A 21087-nucleotide genomic window follows, 5' to 3' on the forward strand; every position below is an offset into this window, starting at 1 on the left:
AATCCTCATTACAATTGTGATGAGGATTTTTTTGTTTTCTGTATTTTAGTAACGTATTTAGATTCACATGAACATCTTACTCATTCCAGATAAATTTAAGGGTTCGCTCACTGCAAAAGAAGTCATTACTGCTTTAAAAAATGGGATTCAAAAGTATCATCTTAAAAACAGGTTTGAAAGCGTTATCGCTTCAGATGGAGGTGATGGATTTCTACATGCTGTAGCAGAGAGCATTCCTATAGAATTTATTAATGTTCTATCAGTTGACCCACTCGGGAGGCCGTTGAATACTACTTATGGTTTGTACAAAGAGACTTCAACAGCTTATATTGAATTGGCCAATGCTTCCGGAATTGCCTTATTAAAAGATGTTGAGAAAAATCCATTATATACATCTACTTATGGAACCGGTCTTCAGATTAAGGATGCCATTCAAAATGGTGCTACAAAGATATATATAGGGCTGGGAGGGAGTGCTACCAACGATGCAGGCATAGGGATTGCTACTGCCCTTGGACATAAATTTTTAGATAAAAACAATAAAGAACTTCCTTCTATTGGGTCAAGTCTGTCTAAAATTGAGAAGATAGTTTATTCAGATAAAGAAATTAAAAATGTTTTCTTTTATGCTGTGAATGATGTTGAAAATGAATTATTTGGTGTTAATGGTGCAGCTCATGTTTATGCAGCGCAGAAGGGGGCGAATCAAAAAACTATAGAAGAACTAGATCAGGGATTGCGGAATATACATAATGTAGTTAATAATCAATTAAAAAAGAATGTGGCTTTAACTAAAGGAGCAGGTGCTGCTGGGGGAACGGCTTATGGACTAAAAGTATTTTGTAATGCTCAATTTATTGAAGGAGCACATTTTATTTTTGAACAGGTAAATCTTGAAGACAGACTTAAAAATGAAAGATTTGATCTCATCATAACCGGAGAAGGTAAAATTGATGATCAAACGGCTCAAGGAAAATTAATTAATGGGATAGCCACCCTTGCCAACAAATTCGCTATTCCTGTAATTGCCATCTGTGGAAAGTTAGATTTAAAAAAGACTACTAAGGAGACTCTAGGTCTAAACGCAATTATTGAAATAGCTGATCAAACGAAATCACTTGATTACAATATGCAATATGCTTCTTCATTAATTGAAAAAGCGATTTTCAATTATTTTAAGACTAATTATTAGCATTCAATAAGTCTCCATTCCCTTTTGTTGGAAGACTGGAATCTCCCATCAAAAAAATATCAACTTGTCTTGCAGCCTCTCTACCTTCAGAAATAGCCCAAACAATCAATGATTGTCCTCTTCTCATATCGCCAGCAGTGAAAATATGCGGAATATTTGTTTGATATTTTCCATATGCTGCTTTATAATTAGATCGGTTATCAGTTTCAATACCTAACTTAACGGCTAAGGTATTTTCAGGACCTGTAAACCCTAAAGCTAACAATGCTAAATTACAAGGCCATACTTTTTCAGTATCCGGTTTTTCAATAAGCTGTGGTCTTTCACCAGGTTTCATTTTCCATTCTACTTCTACAGTTTTTAATCCTGTAAGTTCACCTTTTTCATTTGTAATAAATTCTTTGGTATTTATCAACCAGTTTCGATCACAGCCCTCTTCATGCGAAGAACTTGTCTTTAACTGCAAGGGCCAAAAGGGCCAAGGCGTTGTTTCGCTTCTGCCAACAGGTGGTTTAGGCATGATCTCAAAATTAGTAACTGATTTAGCTCCGTGACGGTTGGAAGTACCTATACAATCAGAACCCGTGTCACCACCTCCAATAACAATAACATCCTTGTCTTTGGCGCTGATCAATTCTCCATTATATGATGCGTCGAATAATGACTTGGTTTGTTGAGTAAGAAAATCCATAGCCTGAACTACACCTTTACTATCAATACCTTTAACAGGAAGACTTCTTTTTACGGTTGCACCACCACATAACACCACCGCATCAAATTCATTAAGATTCGAAACATCATAGTTAGTACCAACATTAACATTGGTTTTAAATACAATGCCTTCTTCTTCAAGGATAGCTATTCTCCTATCAATAATCTCTTTTTCTAGCTTAAAATTTGGAATTCCATAACGTAACAGTCCTCCAATAGCGTCATCTCTCTCTAAAACTGTTACGGTATGACCAGCTCTGTTGAGTTGTTGAGCAGCTGCAAGTCCCGCAGGACCTGATCCTACTACTACAGCTGTTTTACCAGTACGTTCTTTTGGAGGTTGTGGTAAGATCCAACCTTCCGCGAAAGCGCGCTCTACAATTTGCTTTTCAATATTTTCTATAGAAACTGGGTTGTCAATAATACCCAATACACATGCTTTTTCACAAGGAGCAGGACATAATCTACCTGTGAATTCGGGAAAATTATTTGTGGAGTGTAAAATCTCTGAAGCGGCTTTCCATTCACCTTTGTGCACCATATCATTAAAATCTGGTATCAAATTGCCCAAAGGACAGCCACTATGGCAAAATGGGATACCACAATCCATACAACGTGAACCTTGTTTTCTAATTTCTTCCTCCTTTAACGGAATGGTAAATTCTTTATAGTTGCCCACACGCTCTTTGACAGCTATATTGGTTTCATCTTGTCTTTTGTAATTTTTAAATCCTCCTAACTCACCCATAACTACGCTGTTAATTGTTCAACTTTAGCTTCATTTGCTAATCTTTCTAATGCTCTTTTATAATCTACAGGAAATACCTTCACAAAATGCTTCACGTTTGTTTCCCAATTGCTTAAAAGTTGATCAGCCAAATTACTATTTGTATATGCCGCATGATTTTCAATCAATCCTTTCAACTCTTTTTTATCCACTTCTGTGGGAGTTTCTAGTTCTACCATTTCCATATTACAAAGTCCGTTGCTAAACGTTTTGTCTTTATCATAGATATAAGCAATACCACCACTCATACCGGCTGCAAAATTTCTTCCTGTTTTGCCAAGCACAACAACTTTTCCTCCTGTCATATATTCACAACCATGGTCACCAACACCTTCGACTACTGCTGAAATCCCTGAATTTCTTACTGCAAAACGTTCACCTGCAATACCATTAATATAAGCTTCACCTGACACTGCACCATAGAAACATACATTACCAACAATAATATTGTCTTCTGCCATAAAATCAGCTTCGTCTGGTTTTTTAACAATGATCTTAGCTCCAGAAAGTCCTTTGCCCAGATAATCATTGGTTTCACCATCTACTTTTAGTGTGATTCCACTAGTTGCAAAAGCACCGAAGCTCTGTCCGGCAGATCCTTTAAAGTTTAAACTTAAGGTGTCTTCGGGTAAGCCATCTTCACCATGAATTTTAGATATTTCATTACTAATAATGGCACCAACGGCTCTATCTGTATTATGAATTCTATAGTTTAAATCGGTCTCTGTTTTATAATTGATGGCTAGTTTTGCATCATGTAAAATGCGCATATCTAACACATTATCAAGATTGTGATTTTGTTTTTCTGTATTAAATAATGGTGGACGTCCTTCAATTCTTGGTTGATGTAAAATAGCTGACAGATCTAGACCTTTGGCTTTGTAGTGGTCAATTGCAGGATTTGCATTGATCTTATGTACTTGGCCAATCATTTCATTCATGGTTCTAAAACCTAATTGAGCCATAATCTCTCTAAGTTCTTCAGCAACGAAATACATAAAATTGATCACGTGTTCAGGCGTACCCTTGAAATTTTTACGCAACTCAGGATCTTGAGTTGCAATACCAACAGGGCATGTATTCAAATGACAAGCACGCATCATAATGCACCCTGAAGCTACTAATGGCGCTGTGGCAAAACCAAATTCTTCTGCACCTAGTAAAGCTGCAATAGCTACATCTCTACCTGTTTTTAATTGACCATCACATTCTAAAACCACACGACCTCTTAAATTATTTAATACCAATGTTTGCTGTGCTTCAGCAATTCCAAGTTCCCATGGTAAACCGGCATGCTTTAGTGAGGTCAATGGTGATGCACCCGTACCTCCGTCATATCCTGAAATAAGAATAACATCGGCTTTGGCCTTTGCCACGCCGGCAGCAATAGTACCAACGCCTACTTTAGATACCAACTTTACATTTATTCTTGCTTCTCTATTGGCATTTTTTAGATCAAAAATAAGTTGTGCTAAATCTTCAATAGAATATATATCATGATGCGGGGGTGGTGAAATCAAACCAACATAAGGTGTAGAATTTCGTACTTCAGCAATCCACGGTAACACTTTTTCACCAGGCAACTGCCCACCTTCACCAGGTTTAGCACCTTGTGCCATCTTTATTTGAATTTCCTGAGCATTTGTTAAGTAGTTACTGGTTACACCAAATCTACCGGAGGCCACTTGCTTGATTGCACTGTTCTTCCAATCACCATTGGGAAGCTTCTTAAACCTATTTCTGTCTTCACCGCCTTCACCAGAATTACTTTTACCGCCAATACGGTTCATAGCAATTGCCAAGTTTTCATGCGCTTCCTGGCTTATAGAACCATAAGACATGGCTCCTGTTTTGAAACGTTTTACAATCTCAGTCCAGGGTTCTACATCATCTATTGGTATAGGATCTAAATTATTAAATTCAAACAAACCGCGTAAGGTCATTAAGTTCTTACTTTGTTCATTGATGGTTTGCGAATATATTTTATAACTATCTTTATTCTTACTACGAACAGCTTGATGCAACTTAGAAACGGTTGTGGGATTGAACATATGTTTCTCTCCGTTTCTACGCCATCTGTAATCACCACCAATCTCTAATGGCAATACATCTTTTACGTCTGTTTTTGGAAATGCTTTTTCGTAACGTTTGGTCAAATCTTTATCAAGTACATATAGACCAATTCCACCAATTCTAGAAGGTGTGTTTGGAAAGTATTTTTCTGTAAATGCTTTTTTAAGACCTAAGATTTCAAAAATTTGTGAGGCTCTATAGGAATGCAACGTAGAAATACCAATCTTATTCATTATTTTCAAGAGTCCTTTTCCAATGGCTTTATTGAAATTTTGAACCGCTTCTTCGGCATCTAGACCTTGAATTACACCTTCATTTACCTGATTACGAATAATCTCATTAACTAAATAAGGATTGATAGCACTTGCTCCATAACCAAAAAGGGTTGCGAAATGATGTGGTTCTCTTGGTTCTGCCGTTTCTAAAACGATACCAAATTTTGAACGCTTACTTAATCTATTTAATGAATGATGTACGTACGAACAAGCTAATAAAGCCGGAATAGGTGCTTCATCTTTGGTTACACCTCTATCAGATAAAATGATAATATTAGCTCCTTTGGTAACTGCTTTTTCTGTTTGAATTAGAATATCATCTAAGGCTTTTTCTAGTCCATTTACACCTTTTTCAATGGGGTACAAAATTGGAATGGATGCTGCTTTAAAATCAGGATGTGCTACATTTTTTATTTTGTCAAGATCATCGTTAGATATTACAGGGTTTTGGATGCGAAGCTTTTTTGCTTGTTCAGGAATTACCTCAAATACATTTCTATCTTCACCGATAGCCAAACTTATATCGGTAATAATTTCCTCACGAATACCGTCTAATGGAGGATTTGTTACTTGAGCAAATAACTGTTTGAAATAATTATAAAGTAACTGGGGCCTGTCTGAAAGAACTGCTATTGGTGTATCAGTTCCCATTGAACCAATAGCTTCCTTCGCCTTTTTGGCCATAGGGTTAATAATGGTTGTTATATCTTCAGAAGTATAACCAAATAACCTTAGTCTTGTCTTATAATCTAAAGCTTCAATTGAGCATTTATTTCCTGTATAAGGAACATCAGCCAGAGGTAATGTATGTTCTTTTACCCATTTTTTATAAGGATTTCTTGAAACAATTTCTTTTTTTATCTCTTCATCTTCAATAATGCGTCCTGCATTCATATCAACCAGAAACATTTTACCTGGTTCTAGTCGACCATGCTGTACCACATTTTCTGGTTTGATATTAAGTATACCAATTTCAGAAGACATCACCACATTTCCACTTTTGGTAACCGTATATCTTGAAGGGCGTAAACCATTTCTATCTAATAAGGCACCAATATAATTACCATCAGTAAATGGTACAGATGCCGGACCATCCCAAGGTTCCATAATACAAGAATTGTATTCGTAAAAGGCCTTTTTGTCTTCATTCATAGTCTGATGTTTTTCCCATGCTTCAGGTACCATCATCATCATCACCTCTGGTAAAGAGCGTCCAGTCATAAGTAATAACTCCAAAGCCATATCCATACAGGCGGAGTCTGATTTACCCTCTAACACTATGGGGAATATCTTTTTAATATCATCACCAAAAAGATTACTGTCCATTAACTCTTGACGCGCCTTCATTCTGCTTACATTTCCACGAAGCGTATTGATCTCACCATTATGGCACATATATCTGAAAGGTTGTGCCAAATCCCATGAAGGGAAGGTATTGGTAGAAAAACGCTGGTGTACTAATGCTAACCTTGTAACTACATCAGGCTCTCTCAAGTCAATATAATATCTACCAATATCTTCTGGCATTAGAAGCCCTTTATAGATAATTGTAGTTGTTGAAAAACTTGGTAAATAGAAATATTTTCGCTCTGAAATCTTCGATTTTTCAATGGTATGCTCAGCTATTTTTCTAGCAGCAAAAAGCTTGGCATTAAATTGAAGTTCAGTAAGTTTTTCTGAACCCTTGGTAACAAAAATTTGTTTTGCTTTCGGTTCTGTTTTCGCCGCTATTTTTCCTAAAGTACTGGCATCAACTGGCACATCACGCCATCCTAATATTGTTAGGCCTTGATTTTTTAGTTCTTTCTCAAACTCAGAAATACAATAGTTTTGTTGATTATAGCTTTTTGGAAGAAATACCATTCCAACAGCATATTCACCGGCATCCGGTAAGTCAAAATCGCAAACCCGTTTAAAATAATCATGAGGAATATCAATTAAAATACCTGCTCCATCTCCAGTTTTGCCATCTGAACTTACAGCACCACGATGCTCTAACTTTACTAAGATCTCTAAAGCATTATGAATAATTTCATTTGACTTTTCTCCGTGTAGATTACATATAAATCCTGCGCCACAATTGTCTCTCTCAAATTCAGGTAAGTACAAACCTTGTTGCTCCATATTTCTTGAATTAAGTTGACAAAATTATGTATTTTGTTATTAAAAACTCAAAGAAATAAAGGTTTAGATGTAAGAAATGTTATAATACAAAATAAGACATATTAATTTTTCAATATCTTTATTTTGAGGCAGTAAAAAATGTAATATCAGTAAAATCTAAACAATAAAAGGCCAGCACAGTCTTGTAGAAGCAAGACCATGTTGACCAATAATCAAAATTTATATAACCAATTAAATCTTAATGCTCATTCATTCTGAAATCCGGGTACGCATTCATTCCATGTTCATATTTGTCTAATCCTTCTAGCTCTTCTTTTTCAGATACTCGTATGCCTATTGTTTTCTTTAAGGCGAATATGATAATGAACGAACTTACGATACATATTGCAGCGTATGATAGTACACCTACTAGCTGACTCATAAATTGAGCTCCTCCGGCAAGGTTACCAAAAATACCAACGGCTAATGTACCCCAGATACCACAAATTAAATGTACTGCAATAGCACCTACAGGGTCATCTAAGCGTAGCCTATCAATAAAACTTACTCCTAAAACAATAATTGCACCAGCAATTCCTCCAATAAGTATTGCATCTGTAGGACTCATTTGATCTGCACCTGCAGTAATGCCCACTAACCCACCAAGGATACCATTTAAGAACATGGTTAAGTCTAGGTTTTTAAACATTGCAGTAGATACTATGAATGCCACAACACCTCCTGCAGCAGCAGCTAAACAGGTAGTAACCAATGTAAGTGATGTTAACCCAGGGTCTGCTGATAAAACAGAACCACCATTAAATCCAAACCATCCTAGCCATAAAATTAATACACCTGCGGTGGCTAATGGAATATTATGCCCAGGTAAAGCCTGTGGTTTTCCATCTTTAAATTTACCTATTCTAGAACCCAGTAACCAAACAGCTACCAATGCTGCCCATCCTCCAACAGAGTGTACCAAAGTAGAACCTGCAAAATCATAAAAAGGAGTTTCTCTCATATCTAAGAAACCACCACCCCATTTCCAAGAACCGGCTAATGGGTAAATGATACCTACATATAATACAGTAAAGATCATAAACGGACCAATCTTCATGCGTTCAGCAACAGCACCAGAAACTATAGTAGCTGCGGTTGCCGCGAACATCCCTTGAAAAAGGAAATCAGTCCAATAGGTATAGCCTTCATTATAAGCAAGGTCTAAACCGCCTTCTGCTGTTAGTGGTGAATCCAATCCAAATCCCGCAAAGCCAAAGAAACCTGAAGACCCTTCTGCAAAACCAGGATACATCAAATTGAAGCCTACTAAACAATACAATAATAAGCCAACGGTAATAATAAAAATGTTCTTAAATAAAATATTAATAGTATTCTTCTGTCTCGTTAACCCAATTTCTAGAAAGGCAAAGCCCATGTGCATAAAGAAAACGAGTGCCGTACAGACCATCATCCATACGTTATTTGTAGTTAATAATTCCATAATTTTTATTTAATAGTTTTTTATTTTAAGGTATCACCACCTTTTTCTCCTGTTCTTATTCTATAACAATCTTCGATTTCTGACACAAATATTTTACCATCACCTACTTCTCCGGTAGCACCGGCAGTTAAAATGGCATTAATGGTTACTTCTTCAAAATCATTATTGACTACGATAGATAAATACCTACGTTGTATATCACTGGTGCTATAGGTTACACCTCTGTATACATGCCCTTCTTTTTCGTTGCCGAGACCTGTTACATCCCAATACGAGAAAAAGTTAACACCAACATCATGCAATGCTTCTTTCACCGCACTGAATTTGGATTTTCTAATAATTGCTTCTACTTTTTTCATTATATAGTTATTGTTGAGTTCTTAAAATGTGTAGATAGCAGCAAGTGTAAATGCTGATAAATTATCAGTTGCATCACCATCGCTATCTAGATATGGTTCATCATTAGACCAAGAGTCTAATCGTATTTCTGGTTTAATGATTAAGTTATTTACTGTATAACTACCCGTTAATGTTGTAGCAAATACACTTGGTAAATCGTCAATATCGTCATCATGACGGGCAAAATATTCGCCTCTTAGTCCTATTGAAAAATTATCAGAAGCTGCTAACTGTGGGTATAAAGCGGCTCCATAAAAACCAGCGCCATCATTATCATTATATGCAGCATTGATTCCTAAGAAGAAGCTGTCAGATAAATCAAATCCTCCTGTATAATCAATTTCAAATCCTAAACCACCATTGTTGCCACTATCATAGTAAAGGTTTAAGAATTGGCCAGCATATCCTAATTGAGCTCCAAATGAGTATTCTCCAGTTGTAGAGGTGTCATTTGTGTCCCAAGGGTTCATAACTGCTAGCATCAAGCTGAAGTCATCAGATAAAGCAAAATCAGCTTTTAAACCTAAGTGTGAAAATGGTCCGTTAGAAAATAAATAAGAGGTACTGTAGTTAAAGTTTGCTGCAGGAGCAATAACTTCATAACCTAAAAAAGTATTCCATCTACCAAATGTTAATTTTGTCTTTTCAGATACATTCCAATAAACATAGGCTTGATTTACGATACCATCAACAATATCACTGTTGAAAGTGGCACTTTCACCTCTTGGGCCAACTACTAGATCAAGAACAGCACCTACTTTTTCTCCTTCATAAGTAGCAATAAGGTTACCCATACCAAAGGCAAAACCTGTTTGATCTGCAAAAGCAGTTCCAAATGATTGTCCAGTATCATCAGAACCTGTTAAGTATGTTTGGTAATAGGCATCAACGCTTCCGCTAAATGATAATTTCTTTTTTTCTTTTTCTTTCTGCTCTTCTTGAGCAAAAAGCGTTACATTAATTAATAATACTAATGCAATTAGGGGTAATCTTGTTTTGATCATAACTTAATTTTTAGCAATTAAGGCGCAAATATTTGTACAAAATATGGTTTAACCAAATTTTTAAAGGGGTGTAGTGTTAAAAAATGTAATATTTTAATTTAATACCCTCAAAAAAATAGGGGTTAAAATTATTATATAATAAAATGTAGTTTTTGAAGGCTTTTAAAAAGTGGGGGTAAATAAAAATAACATGCTTATTTTGGGATATTCATAAAAATGCACTTTTTTAAAAAAAAGCATAAAAAAAATCTGGTCTATGACCAGATTTTTGTCAAAAACTATAATTGAAAGGATTTTACTTTACTCTTTTATAAGTGATCTTGAGATAACAATCTTTTGAATTTCTGAAGTTCCTTCATAAATCTGCGTGATCTTGGCGTCACGCATTAAACGCTCTACATGATATTCCTTTACAAAACCATTGCCACCATGTATTTGTACTGCCTCTACAGTCTGTTCCATAGCCACTTTTGATGCATATAATTTGGCCATGGCACTGGAGCGATCATAATTATTTCCTTGATCCTTATCCCAAGCAGCTTTCATTACTAAATGACGTGCTGCTTCAATTTCAGTATACATATCGGCTAACTTAAAGGCGATAGCTTGGTGATTACAAATTTCAGTACCAAAAGCTTTACGCTCTTTGGAATACTTAAGAGCTAATTCATAAGCACCTGAAGCAATTCCTAAGGCTTGGGCTGCAATACCAATTCTTCCTCCTGACAAGGTTTTCATAGCAAACTTAAACCCAAATCCATCTTCACCAATTCTATTTTCTTTAGGAACTTTTACATCATTAAATTGCAGGGTGTGTGTATCACTACCTCTAATTCCTAACTTATCCTCCTTAGGACCGATATCAAACCCAGGAGTACCTTTTTCAACTATAAAGGCATTAATACCTCTGTGCCCTTTTGCTCTATCTGTTTGAGCAACCACTAAATAGATATCAGCTCGCCCACCATTAGTAATCCAGTTCTTTGTTCCATTAATAATATAATGGTCGCCATTATCTAAAGCAGTTGTTGCTTGTGATGTGGCATCAGAACCCGCTTCAGGTTCGCTTAAGCAAAAAGCACCTAGTTGTTCACCAGTAGCCAACTTTGTTAAATATTGCTGTTTTTGCTCTTCAGTTCCATAAGCTTCAAGACCATAACACACCAAAGAATTGTTAACAGATACCATTACCGAAGCTGAAGCATCTATCTTCGATAGTTCCTCCATAATTAAAACATATGATATGGCATCCATACCGCTTCCTCCATATTTAGGGTCTACCATGACTCCCATAAAACCAAGCTCACCCATTTTACGAACCAATTCGTCAGGGAATTGCTGTTTGTCATCTCTTTCTATAACTCCAGGCAATAACTCAGTTTGAGCAAAATCACGAGCAGCATCACGTATCATTAAATGTTCTTCGGTAAGATTAAAATCCATTCGTTTTTAATGTATTAAATTGGTTGAATAAAAAGTCCTCAAAGATACTTCATTAAAGGGTATTTTCCATAGACTTTTTCTATTTTTACAAGTATGGAACAAGACTCTTTTTACACTCTAGGTTTAATGTCTGGTACATCATTAGATGGAGTAGATTTGGTATATGTACAATTTGATATTTCAAATGGATATACTTTTCAAATTTTAAATGCTGAGACCATTGAGTATTCAAAAGAATGGCAACAAAAATTAAAAAATGCTTTCTTTAAAGAGCCTAGCGAGCTTGGTGAATTGTCTATTGATTATGGCAACTTATTAGGTCATTTGGTTAATAATTTTATGAGAACTCATGACATAGAGAATGTTGATTTTATAGCGTCACATGGTCATACCATCTTTCATAAACCTGAGGAGGGCTATACACTTCAGATTGGTGATGGACAAACAATTGCAAATCTTACCAGACTAAAAACCATTTGTGATTTTAGAACACAGGATGTCCAATTGGGTGGGCAAGGAGCACCATTGGTTCCTATTGGAGATCAGTTGTTATTTTCTGATTATGACTATTGTCTAAATTTAGGAGGCTTTGCCAATATTTCTTATTCAAAGGATGGTGATCGAATAGCTTTTGATATTTGCCCTGTAAATATTTTAATGAATCATTATGTCAAAAAAATAGGATTTAACTATGATGACAAAGGACAAATGGCTTCACAGGGAGTTGTAATTCAAGAGCTTTTGGATGCCTTGAATTCACTTGATTTTTATAAGAAACAGCCACCAAAATCTTTAGGTTTTGAATGGATTGAATCTCAAATTATTCCTTTAATAGATAGTTTTCATGCTGAAGCCAAAGATATATTGCGAACTTTTGTTGAGCACATAGCTATTCAAATAGCTAATGTATGCAATGAAACAAACAAACGACTTTTGGTTACGGGAGGGGGCGCTTTTAATGATTTCTTAATTACGCAAATTCAAACGAAGACTAAGGCGAAGGTTATTATTCCTGATAGAGAAATTATTAACTATAAGGAAGCGCTAGTTTTTGCACTCTTAGGATTGCTGAAACTTCAGAAAAAAACGAATGTTTTAAATTCAGTAACTGGAGCACAAAAAGATCATTGCTCAGGTAAGATTTTTATACCTAAGCTTTCTTAAAAATTTTATCTTTGCGCTACTTGAAATAAATCTTTTATAATGGATCAACTTTAGCTCCCCTTATGGGGATTTATACATTTTACTTTTTTAAACATTCTTCAAAAGAGATTACTACTAAAGTTAAACATTATTATATAATTTAATGAAAGATTTACTTAAAAAATATGAGGAGAAAGCTCCTGAGATTGTATTTCATTGGCGAGATAAAGAAACGAATGCAGAAGGTTGGACAGTTATAAATTCCCTGCGTGGAGGTGCAGCTGGTGGAGGAACTAGAATGCGTAAAGGGTTGGATATGAATGAGGTACTGTCACTCGCAAAAACTATGGAGGTGAAATTTACAGTATCTGGTCCTGCCATTGGTGGAGCAAAGTCAGGTATTAATTTTGATCCTAATGACCCTAGACGAAGAGGTGTCTTAGAGCGTTGGTATAAGGCCGTAACTCCCTTGTTAAAGCATTACTATGGTACCGGTGGAGATTTGAATGTAGACGAAATTCATGACGTCATACCACTTACTGAAGAATCAGGCGTATGGCATCCACAAGAAGGCGTATTTAACGGACATTTTAAGCCCACTGAAGCAGAAAAGATCAATAGGATAGGGCAGTTAAGGCATGGTGTTATTAAAGTTATCGAAGACCCAAGATTTAGCCCTGAAGTAACCAGAAAATACACAGTGGCAGATATGTTGACTGGCTATGGAGTAGCTGAAGCAGTAAAGCACTACTATAATATCTTTGGTGGTTCTATTGAAGGAAAACGAGCTATTGTACAAGGGTTTGGAAATGTAGGCTCAGCAGCGGCAATATACCTTGCAAGATTAGGTGCTAAAATAGTAGGTATTATTGATCGATCTGGGGGTGTTATCAATAAAGAAGGTTTTTCAAATGAAGAGGTGCGATCAATGTTTTTAAATAAGAAAGGAAATCAGTTAGTTTCTGAAAATATGATCCCTTTTGACGAAATGAATAAACGCATATGGTCATTACCAACAGAGATTTTTATTCCAGCAGCAGCTTCTAGATTAATCACTGAATCACAAATTAATACCATGATAGAAACAGGTTTGGAAGTAATTTCCCCGGGTGCTAACGTGCCGTTTGCAGATAAAGAGATATTTTTTGGTCCTATTATGGAAATGACGGATAAGAAAACCAGCTTACTACCAGATTTTGTCTCTAATTGTGGAATAGCACGTGTATTTGCTTATCTTATGGAAAGCAAGGTGCCTTTACCTATGAAAGATGAAGCCATTTTTAATGATACATCTGAAACTATTAGAAAGGCTTTGCAAAAAATCTATGAGAAAAATGAAAGCAAAACAGATATTTGTAAAACCGGATTTGAAATAGCATTAAAGCAATTGATATAATTTGCTATATTTAGTCCAACAAAACTAACCATATGGAATCTTTTATCATTTTAGTCTTCGTTTTAGGCTATTTAGCTATTACTCTTGAGCATAATTTAAAAATTGATAAGCTAATCCCGGCATTGGCTATGATGGCTATTTGTTGGGCAATGATTGCATTTGGTATTGATGCTTTCCCAAGTTGGTTTGATTCGGCCAAAGCGGCTTTAGTAGAAGGTTTTCAGTCTTTATCTCATGAAGATAAAATGCACTATATGGAGGAGACACTGCTCCACCATTTGGGTAAAACTGCAGAAATCTTAGTATTTCTATTAGGTGCTATGACCATTGTGGAGATCATTGATTACTTTAATGGGTTTGCTACTATTAAAAGTTTTGTTAGAACAAAGAGTAAAGCAAAATTACTTTGGATATTCAGTTTCCTAGCTTTTATTTTATCTGCTATCATCGATAATTTAACTGCTACCATTGTACTAGTTACTATCTTGAGGAAGATCGTCTTGAAGAGGGAAGACAGAATTTGGTTTGCTGGTTTGATTATCATAGCAGCCAATGCTGGTGGTGCTTGGTCACCAATTGGAGATGTAACCACCACCATGTTATGGATAGGGAAAAAGGTTTCTACAGGTAAATTGATTATGTATTTGTTGATACCATCACTTGTATGTATGATTATTCCTTCATTTTTGGCATCTAGAATGAAAGCTTTTAAAGGATATATTGAAGACGTAGAGGATACAGGTGAAGAAGCAAATAAATATGGTAAAATTATGTTTTACCTAGGGTTAAGCGCTATCGTATTTGTTCCCATTTTTAAAACGGTAACCCATTTACCTCCTTATGTAGGTATGATGTTATCATTAGCTGTAGTTGCTACTTTTGCAGAGATATATAGTAATACAAAGTTCAGTATTTCTTCTGCTGAAGGAGAAAGTTTTGATGAGCACGCAGAGCACGCACATCACAGTCCTGTGCATGGAGCTTTATCTAAAATAGAAATGCCTAGTATTTTATTTTTCTTAGGTATATTGTTGGCCGTTGCTGCTTTAGAATCTTTAGGATTATTATTTGGTTTTGCCAATTGGTTGCAGGATTCTATGCCAAATATGGGTACTGAATTAGCTGGAACTAGAGTTTCTGATCTTGTGGTTATTTTATTAGGAGTGGGGTCTGCTGTTATTGATAATGTACCATTAGTTGCCGCTAGTTTGGGTATGTTCTCTGAACCACTTGATAATCCGTTATGGCATTTCATAGCTTACTCGGCTGGTACTGGTGGTAGTATGTTGATTATTGGCTCGGCTGCTGGTGTTGTTGCTATGGGGATGGAAAAAATAGACTTTTTCTGGTATTTAAAAAAGATAAGTTGGCTGGCCTTTGTTGGCTTTATAGCTGGTGCAATTGTCTTCATTGGAATGCGATCTATATTATAAAAAACAGAGCCGAGAAATTTCTCGGCTTTTTTATTGTAACAAAACAATTTTGAGCTCGTATTTTCGTTAGATAGTTTTATCCCCTTAATACCTAATTTTATGTTATTAGCCATTCAGGATGCAGCCACTGCTGCACAAGAGAATCTAGATGAAGCGCTTCAGGAAGAAAAAACCCTCTCAATTTATCAACTTATTATGGACGGCGGTCTTGGAGGCCAGATAGTTATCCTAGTGTTAGCTGTTCTTTTAGTAGTAGGTTTATATATTTACTTTGAGCGTTTTTTCGCCATTAAGGCAGCCTCTAAAACAGATAAGAATTTTATGAATCAAATTAGAGATCATGTTTCTAACGGAAAATTAGAAGCCGCTCAGGTATTATGTGCACAAGCTACCTCACCAGCTGCACGATTAATAGAAAAGGGCATTACACGTATAGGTAAACCTCTAGAGGATATTAATACGGCCATTGAAAATGCGGGAAGCTTAGAAATTTATAAGCTTGAAAAGAATGTAAGTATTTTGGCTACAATTGCAGGTGCTGCACCAATGATAGGATTTTTAGGAACTGTGGTTGGTATGATTCTTGCCTTTCATGAAATGGCAACTAGTGGAGGTCAGGCTGAAATGGGCTCTTTAGCATCAGGTATTTATACCGCCATGACTACGACTGTTGCTGGACTAGTTGTGGGTATTATAGCTTATATAGCTTATAACCATTTAGTTGTGCGAACAAATAAAGTAGTGCATCAAATGGAAGCGAAAGCTGTTGAATTTCTAGATTTACTAAACGAACCGGCTTAATAGGCAGTTATGAAATTTAAAGATAGAAATAAGATAAGCCCGGAATTTAGTATGTCATCAATGACCGATATTGTTTTCTTGTTATTGATTTTTTTTATGCTAACAGCCAGCACACCTAATGCACTTGATTTAATTTTGCCTAAGGCTAAAGGAAAGTCTACAAATACACAGCACATAGCCGTGAGTATAAAAAAGAATGAGAATTATTATGTAAATAATAATCAGGTTTCTATTGAAAAAATGGAAAACACCCTAAGGAATTTGCTTAGTGATAGAGATAACCCTACGGTACTGCTACGTGTAGAAGAAAGTGTTCCTATAGAAAAAGCAGTGACGGTTATGGACATTGCAAATAGAAATAAATTTAAAGTAATTTTGGCAGTACGCCCAAAATAACATGAGCTATTTAGATACACCACATAAAAGAAAGTCAGCAATCATTACCACCATTATTATGGCGGTTTTGTTGTTTTTGATCTTTTCGTTTGGATTAAAATATTTAGACCCTCCTGAGGAACTGGGTATTGCCGTAAATTTTGGTACCACTGATGTGGGTAGTGGTGATGTGCAACCCTTAGAACCTATTAAGTCTGAACCTATAGAAGAAGAACCTGTTGAAGAAACTGAAGTAGAGGAAGAGGTAGTGGAGGAAACTCCAGTGGAAGAATCAGCACCTGAGACTCCTGTTACGGAGAAAGTAGTAACGCAAGAGTCAGCAGAGTCTATTAAGATGAAACAGGAACAGGAAGCAAAAAGAAGAGCTGAAGAAGCAGAGCGTAAAAAGAGATTGGAGGAAGAACGTATTGAAAGAGAGCGTAAGGAAGCTGCGGAGCGCAAGCGTAAAGAACAAGAAGCTAAGAAAAAGAAGTTAGATGCTTTAATGGGCGGTTTAAATAAATCTGACGGTACAGCTTCTGGAGGAGAAGGGAATGACAATCAAGCAGGTGATAAAGGATCATTAAGCGGAGATCCTTATGCCAATAGCTATTATGGTAATGGTAGTGGAAGTGGAGGTTATGGTTTAAATGGTAGAAATCTAGTAAGAAAAGGAACCGCCTATAGACAAGAATGTAATGAATATGGAAGAGTAGTGGTTAAAATTGAAGTAGATAAGTCAGGTAAAGTAATCAAAGCTACTCCCGGAGTTAAAGGCTCAACAAATACAGCACCATGCTTATTGGCACCTGCTAAAAGGTCTGCTTTATCTTATAAATGGAATACGGACTCTCGTGCTCCTATAAAACAAATTGGGTTTATTATCGTAAACTTCAACTAGATTGAACTACAAAGAAACTTTAGATTGGATGTTTTCCAAACTTCCAATGTATCAACGCCAGGGAAAAACTGCATTTAAAAAAGACTTAACCAATACAATCGCTTTAGCGGAATATCTTGGGAATCCACATAAACAATTTAAAAGTATACATGTAGCAGGTACCAATGGAAAAGGTTCTACAAGTCATATGTTGGCCTCTATGCTACAGGAAGCAGGATATAAAGTTGGTTTGTATACTTCCCCTCACTTAAAAGACTTTAGAGAACGTATCAAGATCAATGGAAAGAAGATTTCTAAAAAAAATGTTATTCAGTTTATTGAGAATAATAAAGCTTTTTTAGAAAAACAAGGGTTGTCTTTTTTTGAAATGACTGTGGGTTTAGCTTTTCATTATTTTGCTAAGAAGAAAGTAGATATTGCAATTATTGAGGTTGGACTCGGTGGTCGATTGGATTCGACGAATATTATCATTCCTGAAGTTTCCGTAATTACCAATATTGGGTATGACCATACACAATTTTTGGGCGAAACACTGCCAGAAATTGCTTTTGAAAAGGCTGGTATTATCAAGGAGGGTATTCCTGTTGTCATAGGTGAAAGACAAGAAGAAACAGCGGAGGTGTTTGAAAGTATAGCATCAGAGAGAAAAACGTTTTTGGTTTTTGCAGAAGATATGATTCATAAGAATTTTGAAACGGATCTTTTAGGGACTTATCAGTTAAAAAATATAAAGGCTGCGGTGACTACAATCAATACGTTGAGTGAATTAGAAGTAGTAGAAAAGCATATTGAAAATGGATTATTGAATGTAGTGAAAAATACTGCTTTGTTAGGTCGTTATCAAAAATTACAAGAACAACCTTTAGTGATCTGTGATACTGCCCATAATAGGGAAGGCTTGGCCTATGTTTTAAAGCAGCTACAAGAAGAAGAATTTGACAAGCTGCATATAGTATTAGGGGTGGTAAATGATAAAAACTTAGATATTATTATGCCTATGTTTCCCAAAAATGCCACTTATTATTTTTGTAGACCAAATATTCCACGAGGTTTAGATGCTAAAGAATTGAAGAAAAAGGCAAATCAATTTAACTTAAAAGGTAAAGTGTATTCCTCTGTAAAAAAGGCATTTAAAAGTGCTTTGAAAAAGACTGGTGACAATGATATGGTCTTTGTAGGAGGTAGCACTTTTGTAGTGGCTGAAGTGGTATAATATTTTTTTCTAAAATCTTTGCTGGAAATAAAAACTAGATTATATTTGCATCCGCTTAGGGCGCATAGCTCAGTTGGTTCAGAGCACTTGGTTTACACCCAAGGGGTCGGGGGTTCGAATCCCTCTGCGCCCACATCTAAATAGAAAAATCCACTCAAATTGAGTGGATTTTTTATTTCGAGAAATTTGAAAACTTGTTTTTGTAATTTTTAGAAATAAAATATTTATGCGAGAGCATAAGATTTTTCTATTTGCAGCAGTGGGTTTATTCTGGATCAACGGAGTTAATCCTTAGTTGATGCTAGATTAATTTCGTGATTCTGTCATTCCTGTATCCATACCTTAACATGAGTTAAGATAACATAGAGATAGGAATTACAGAATAATTTTATCGTGATTAGCGGATGAAATTAAAACAACTCACGCTCTTTTTTATTGACTCTCTTGAGCAAGTCTTCTCGCTTTATTTGCAATTGTCTTCCAATAGGTTTGTCATCCCTAAAGGTTTGAGTTCGCAAACTCAAATTTCCTTCAGGAACCACAAAAGGTTTGGTATATTTTTCACCAAAGTTTACCGGGTATGTATTATCAATAGTATAATAGATATCTGTACCTAAAACATTGTTTGTTAATTTACACATAAGTTTTCCATCTTCTAAATAGGTTTGAACAATAGGATCTAACACAGCTTTAGAAATATTTGTATTTGCATTGTCGAATCTTGAAAAATGTGCTTCAGTTCTATCTATAAAACTATCCCAGTTTTTAGCTTCTTTAGGGCTCCAAAGTGTTTCAGCTAAAGCAAATGCTCTAGGGTAGGTCATGTAATAAGCATATTGAAGATTAGGAATGACCTCTGTCCATAAATTACCTTGACCGCCTAATATATAACTAGCTTCTATTTCTTCAGGTATAGGTTCAAAAGAATAGGTCTTTTCTAAACTCAGATCAGCATAAATTTTATTTTCAACTGTATGGTCACCTTGAGTGTAGTCTAAATAAGCAAAAGTAGTTGGGCTCATGACTACTTTATGTCCTAATTTTGCCGCTTCTATGCCACCATTCATTCCTCGCCAGCTCATTACTGCAGCACCTTCGGCTAATCCGCCTTCAAGAATCTCATCCCATCCTATCATTTTCTTTCCTTTACTGTTGATGATTTTTTGAACACGTTCTACAAAATAACTCTGTAATTTATGAGAGTCTTCAATGTTATTTTCTCTCATGAATTTTCTGACTGATAGATCTGCATCCCAATAACCATGATAAGCTTCATCACCTCCCATATGAATGTATTCTCCGGGGAACAACTCAGCGATTTCAGTAAATACTTTGTCAACGAATTCATAGACTTTTTCATCTGCCGGGTTCAAGGTATTTTCAATCAGCATTTTGAATCTTCCATTGCCATACCATTCAGAAAATTTAGAGCCTGGGGCAACAAACTTAGGTTCTTTCTTAGTAGATAACTCAGGGTAAGCTGCTAAAGCAGCCATCATATGACCCGGCATATCAATTTCAGGAACAATTGTGATGTTTCTATCTAAAGCATATTGTACGATATCTTTAATTTCTTCTTGCGAATAAAACCCACCATAAGAGGCTTCTTCACCTGGCTTTGGATGTGGTCTAGAAGATCCAAATCTTCCATGTCTTTCAACGCGCCAAGCACCTACTTCTGTTAGTTTTGGCAATGATTTAATTTCAATTCTCCAGCCTTGATCATCAGTTAAATGCCAATGAAACACATTGAATTTATATTGAGACATTTTATCTATATATGCTTTCACATCATCAACACTAAAGAAATGCCTACTAACATCTAGCATTAATCCTCGCCAACCAAAACGAGGATAATCTTTTATGGAGCACGATTGAATAGCAATTGGAAACTCATCAACAGGCTTTACGGGAAAAAGCTGTCTTAAGGTTTGAAATGCATTGAATATTCCAGCCGACTCATTGGATGTAATGTTTATTCCATTTTCATTAACTTCTAATGTATAACCTTCTTTTCCCAATTCACTATCCTGATCTGTATTTAGGCTAACAGAAATACTATTCTTACTATTCTCAGAAATTTCAATATTTATAGATTTCAAAAAATCCTGAAATTGTTTACTGTGTTTTTGTACATTCTCATTATCGCTATTTACGCTAAAGCTAATTTGCCGGTCAACAATAAAAGGGTTACCTGTTTTTTCATCGCTAACAGGTGTAGGGATAATATGAGATTGATATGGCGTAATATCTTCTGCTTTTTTTTGCTGCACACAAGAAATTAGCAATATGGCTACAAAAAGAGAAATAATTTTTTTCATGAGTAATAAATTTTTA

At 35.7% G+C, this 21087-nt stretch carries 15 protein-coding genes and 1 tRNA gene; 9 read left to right on the top strand and 7 right to left on the bottom strand.

What is annotated here, in order from left to right; genetic code table 11:
- The first annotated feature begins 67 nt into the window (after positions 1-67).
- Positions 68-1192, top strand: coding sequence for a glycerate kinase (locus tag AC1EU5_RS07895; protein WP_480191836.1), 1125 nt, complete (start codon positions 68-70; stop codon positions 1190-1192).
- Here AC1EU5_RS07895 and AC1EU5_RS07900 read toward each other — a convergent pair.
- From AC1EU5_RS07900 to AC1EU5_RS07925, 6 genes are all read right to left on the bottom strand, one after another.
- Positions 1182-2651, bottom strand: coding sequence for a glutamate synthase subunit beta (locus tag AC1EU5_RS07900; RefSeq protein ID WP_480191837.1), 1470 nt, complete (start codon positions 2649-2651; stop codon positions 1182-1184). The two genes, AC1EU5_RS07895 and AC1EU5_RS07900, sit on opposite strands and share 11 nt — an antisense overlap.
- 2 nt (positions 2652-2653) lie before the next feature.
- Complete coding sequence (gltB, locus tag AC1EU5_RS07905) at positions 2654-7162, bottom strand: glutamate synthase large subunit (protein WP_480191838.1); 4509 nt, start codon at positions 7160-7162, stop codon at positions 2654-2656.
- A gap of 238 nt (positions 7163-7400) precedes the next feature.
- Positions 7401-8642 carry an ammonium transporter gene (locus AC1EU5_RS07910; protein ID WP_480191839.1) on the bottom strand — a complete coding sequence of 414 codons (1242 nt, stop codon included), beginning with the start codon at positions 8640-8642 and terminating at the stop codon, positions 7401-7403.
- Positions 8643-8662: 20 nt separating this feature from the next.
- Positions 8663-9001 carry a P-II family nitrogen regulator gene (locus AC1EU5_RS07915; protein WP_480191840.1) on the bottom strand — a complete coding sequence of 113 codons (339 nt, stop codon included), beginning with the start codon at positions 8999-9001 and terminating at the stop codon, positions 8663-8665.
- 21 nt (positions 9002-9022) lie between these two features.
- Positions 9023-10045: an outer membrane beta-barrel protein gene (locus AC1EU5_RS07920; RefSeq protein WP_480191841.1), complete on the bottom strand. Its 1023-nt coding sequence runs from the start codon at positions 10043-10045 to the stop codon at positions 9023-9025.
- Positions 10046-10345: 300 nt separating this feature from the next.
- Positions 10346-11488, bottom strand: coding sequence for an acyl-CoA dehydrogenase (locus tag AC1EU5_RS07925; RefSeq protein ID WP_480191842.1), 1143 nt, complete (start codon positions 11486-11488; stop codon positions 10346-10348).
- 93 nt (positions 11489-11581) lie between these two features.
- On the opposite strand from AC1EU5_RS07925, the gene AC1EU5_RS07930 reads away from it, so the two are divergent.
- From AC1EU5_RS07930 to AC1EU5_RS07965, 8 genes are all read left to right on the top strand, one after another.
- Positions 11582-12652 (top strand): anhydro-N-acetylmuramic acid kinase, encoded by a 1071-nt coding sequence (locus tag AC1EU5_RS07930; RefSeq protein ID WP_480191843.1) that lies wholly within the window; start codon positions 11582-11584, stop codon positions 12650-12652.
- Between the two features lie 142 nt (positions 12653-12794).
- On the top strand, positions 12795-14027 hold the full coding sequence (locus AC1EU5_RS07935) for a Glu/Leu/Phe/Val dehydrogenase dimerization domain-containing protein (RefSeq protein ID WP_480191844.1): 1233 nt from the start codon (positions 12795-12797) through the stop codon (positions 14025-14027).
- 32 nt (positions 14028-14059) lie between these two features.
- Positions 14060-15460: a sodium:proton antiporter NhaD gene (gene nhaD, locus AC1EU5_RS07940; protein WP_480191845.1), complete on the top strand. Its 1401-nt coding sequence runs from the start codon at positions 14060-14062 to the stop codon at positions 15458-15460.
- A 99-nt stretch (positions 15461-15559) separates the two neighbouring features.
- Positions 15560-16261: a MotA/TolQ/ExbB proton channel family protein gene (locus tag AC1EU5_RS07945; protein ID WP_480191846.1), complete on the top strand. Its 702-nt coding sequence runs from the start codon at positions 15560-15562 to the stop codon at positions 16259-16261.
- A gap of 9 nt (positions 16262-16270) precedes the next feature.
- Positions 16271-16657, top strand: a complete 387-nt coding sequence (locus tag AC1EU5_RS07950; protein ID WP_480191847.1) for an ExbD/TolR family protein — start codon at positions 16271-16273, stop codon at positions 16655-16657.
- Between the two features lies 1 nt (position 16658).
- Positions 16659-17537 carry an energy transducer TonB gene (locus AC1EU5_RS07955; protein ID WP_480191848.1) on the top strand — a complete coding sequence of 293 codons (879 nt, stop codon included), beginning with the start codon at positions 16659-16661 and terminating at the stop codon, positions 17535-17537.
- 1 nt (position 17538) lies between these two features.
- Positions 17539-18750: a bifunctional folylpolyglutamate synthase/dihydrofolate synthase gene (locus tag AC1EU5_RS07960; protein ID WP_480191849.1), complete on the top strand. Its 1212-nt coding sequence runs from the start codon at positions 17539-17541 to the stop codon at positions 18748-18750.
- A 58-nt stretch (positions 18751-18808) separates the two neighbouring features.
- Positions 18809-18883: transfer RNA gene (locus AC1EU5_RS07965), tRNA-Val, on the top strand.
- Between the two features lie 277 nt (positions 18884-19160).
- Here AC1EU5_RS07965 and AC1EU5_RS07970 read toward each other — a convergent pair.
- The gene (locus tag AC1EU5_RS07970) at positions 19161-21071 is read right to left on the bottom strand and encodes a beta-N-acetylhexosaminidase (RefSeq protein WP_480191850.1); all 1911 of its coding nucleotides are present in this window, start codon (positions 21069-21071) and stop codon (positions 19161-19163) included.
- Positions 21072-21087 lie beyond the last annotated feature (16 nt).

It is taken from the genome of Maritimimonas sp. 2405UD52-3 (assembly GCF_056591715.1).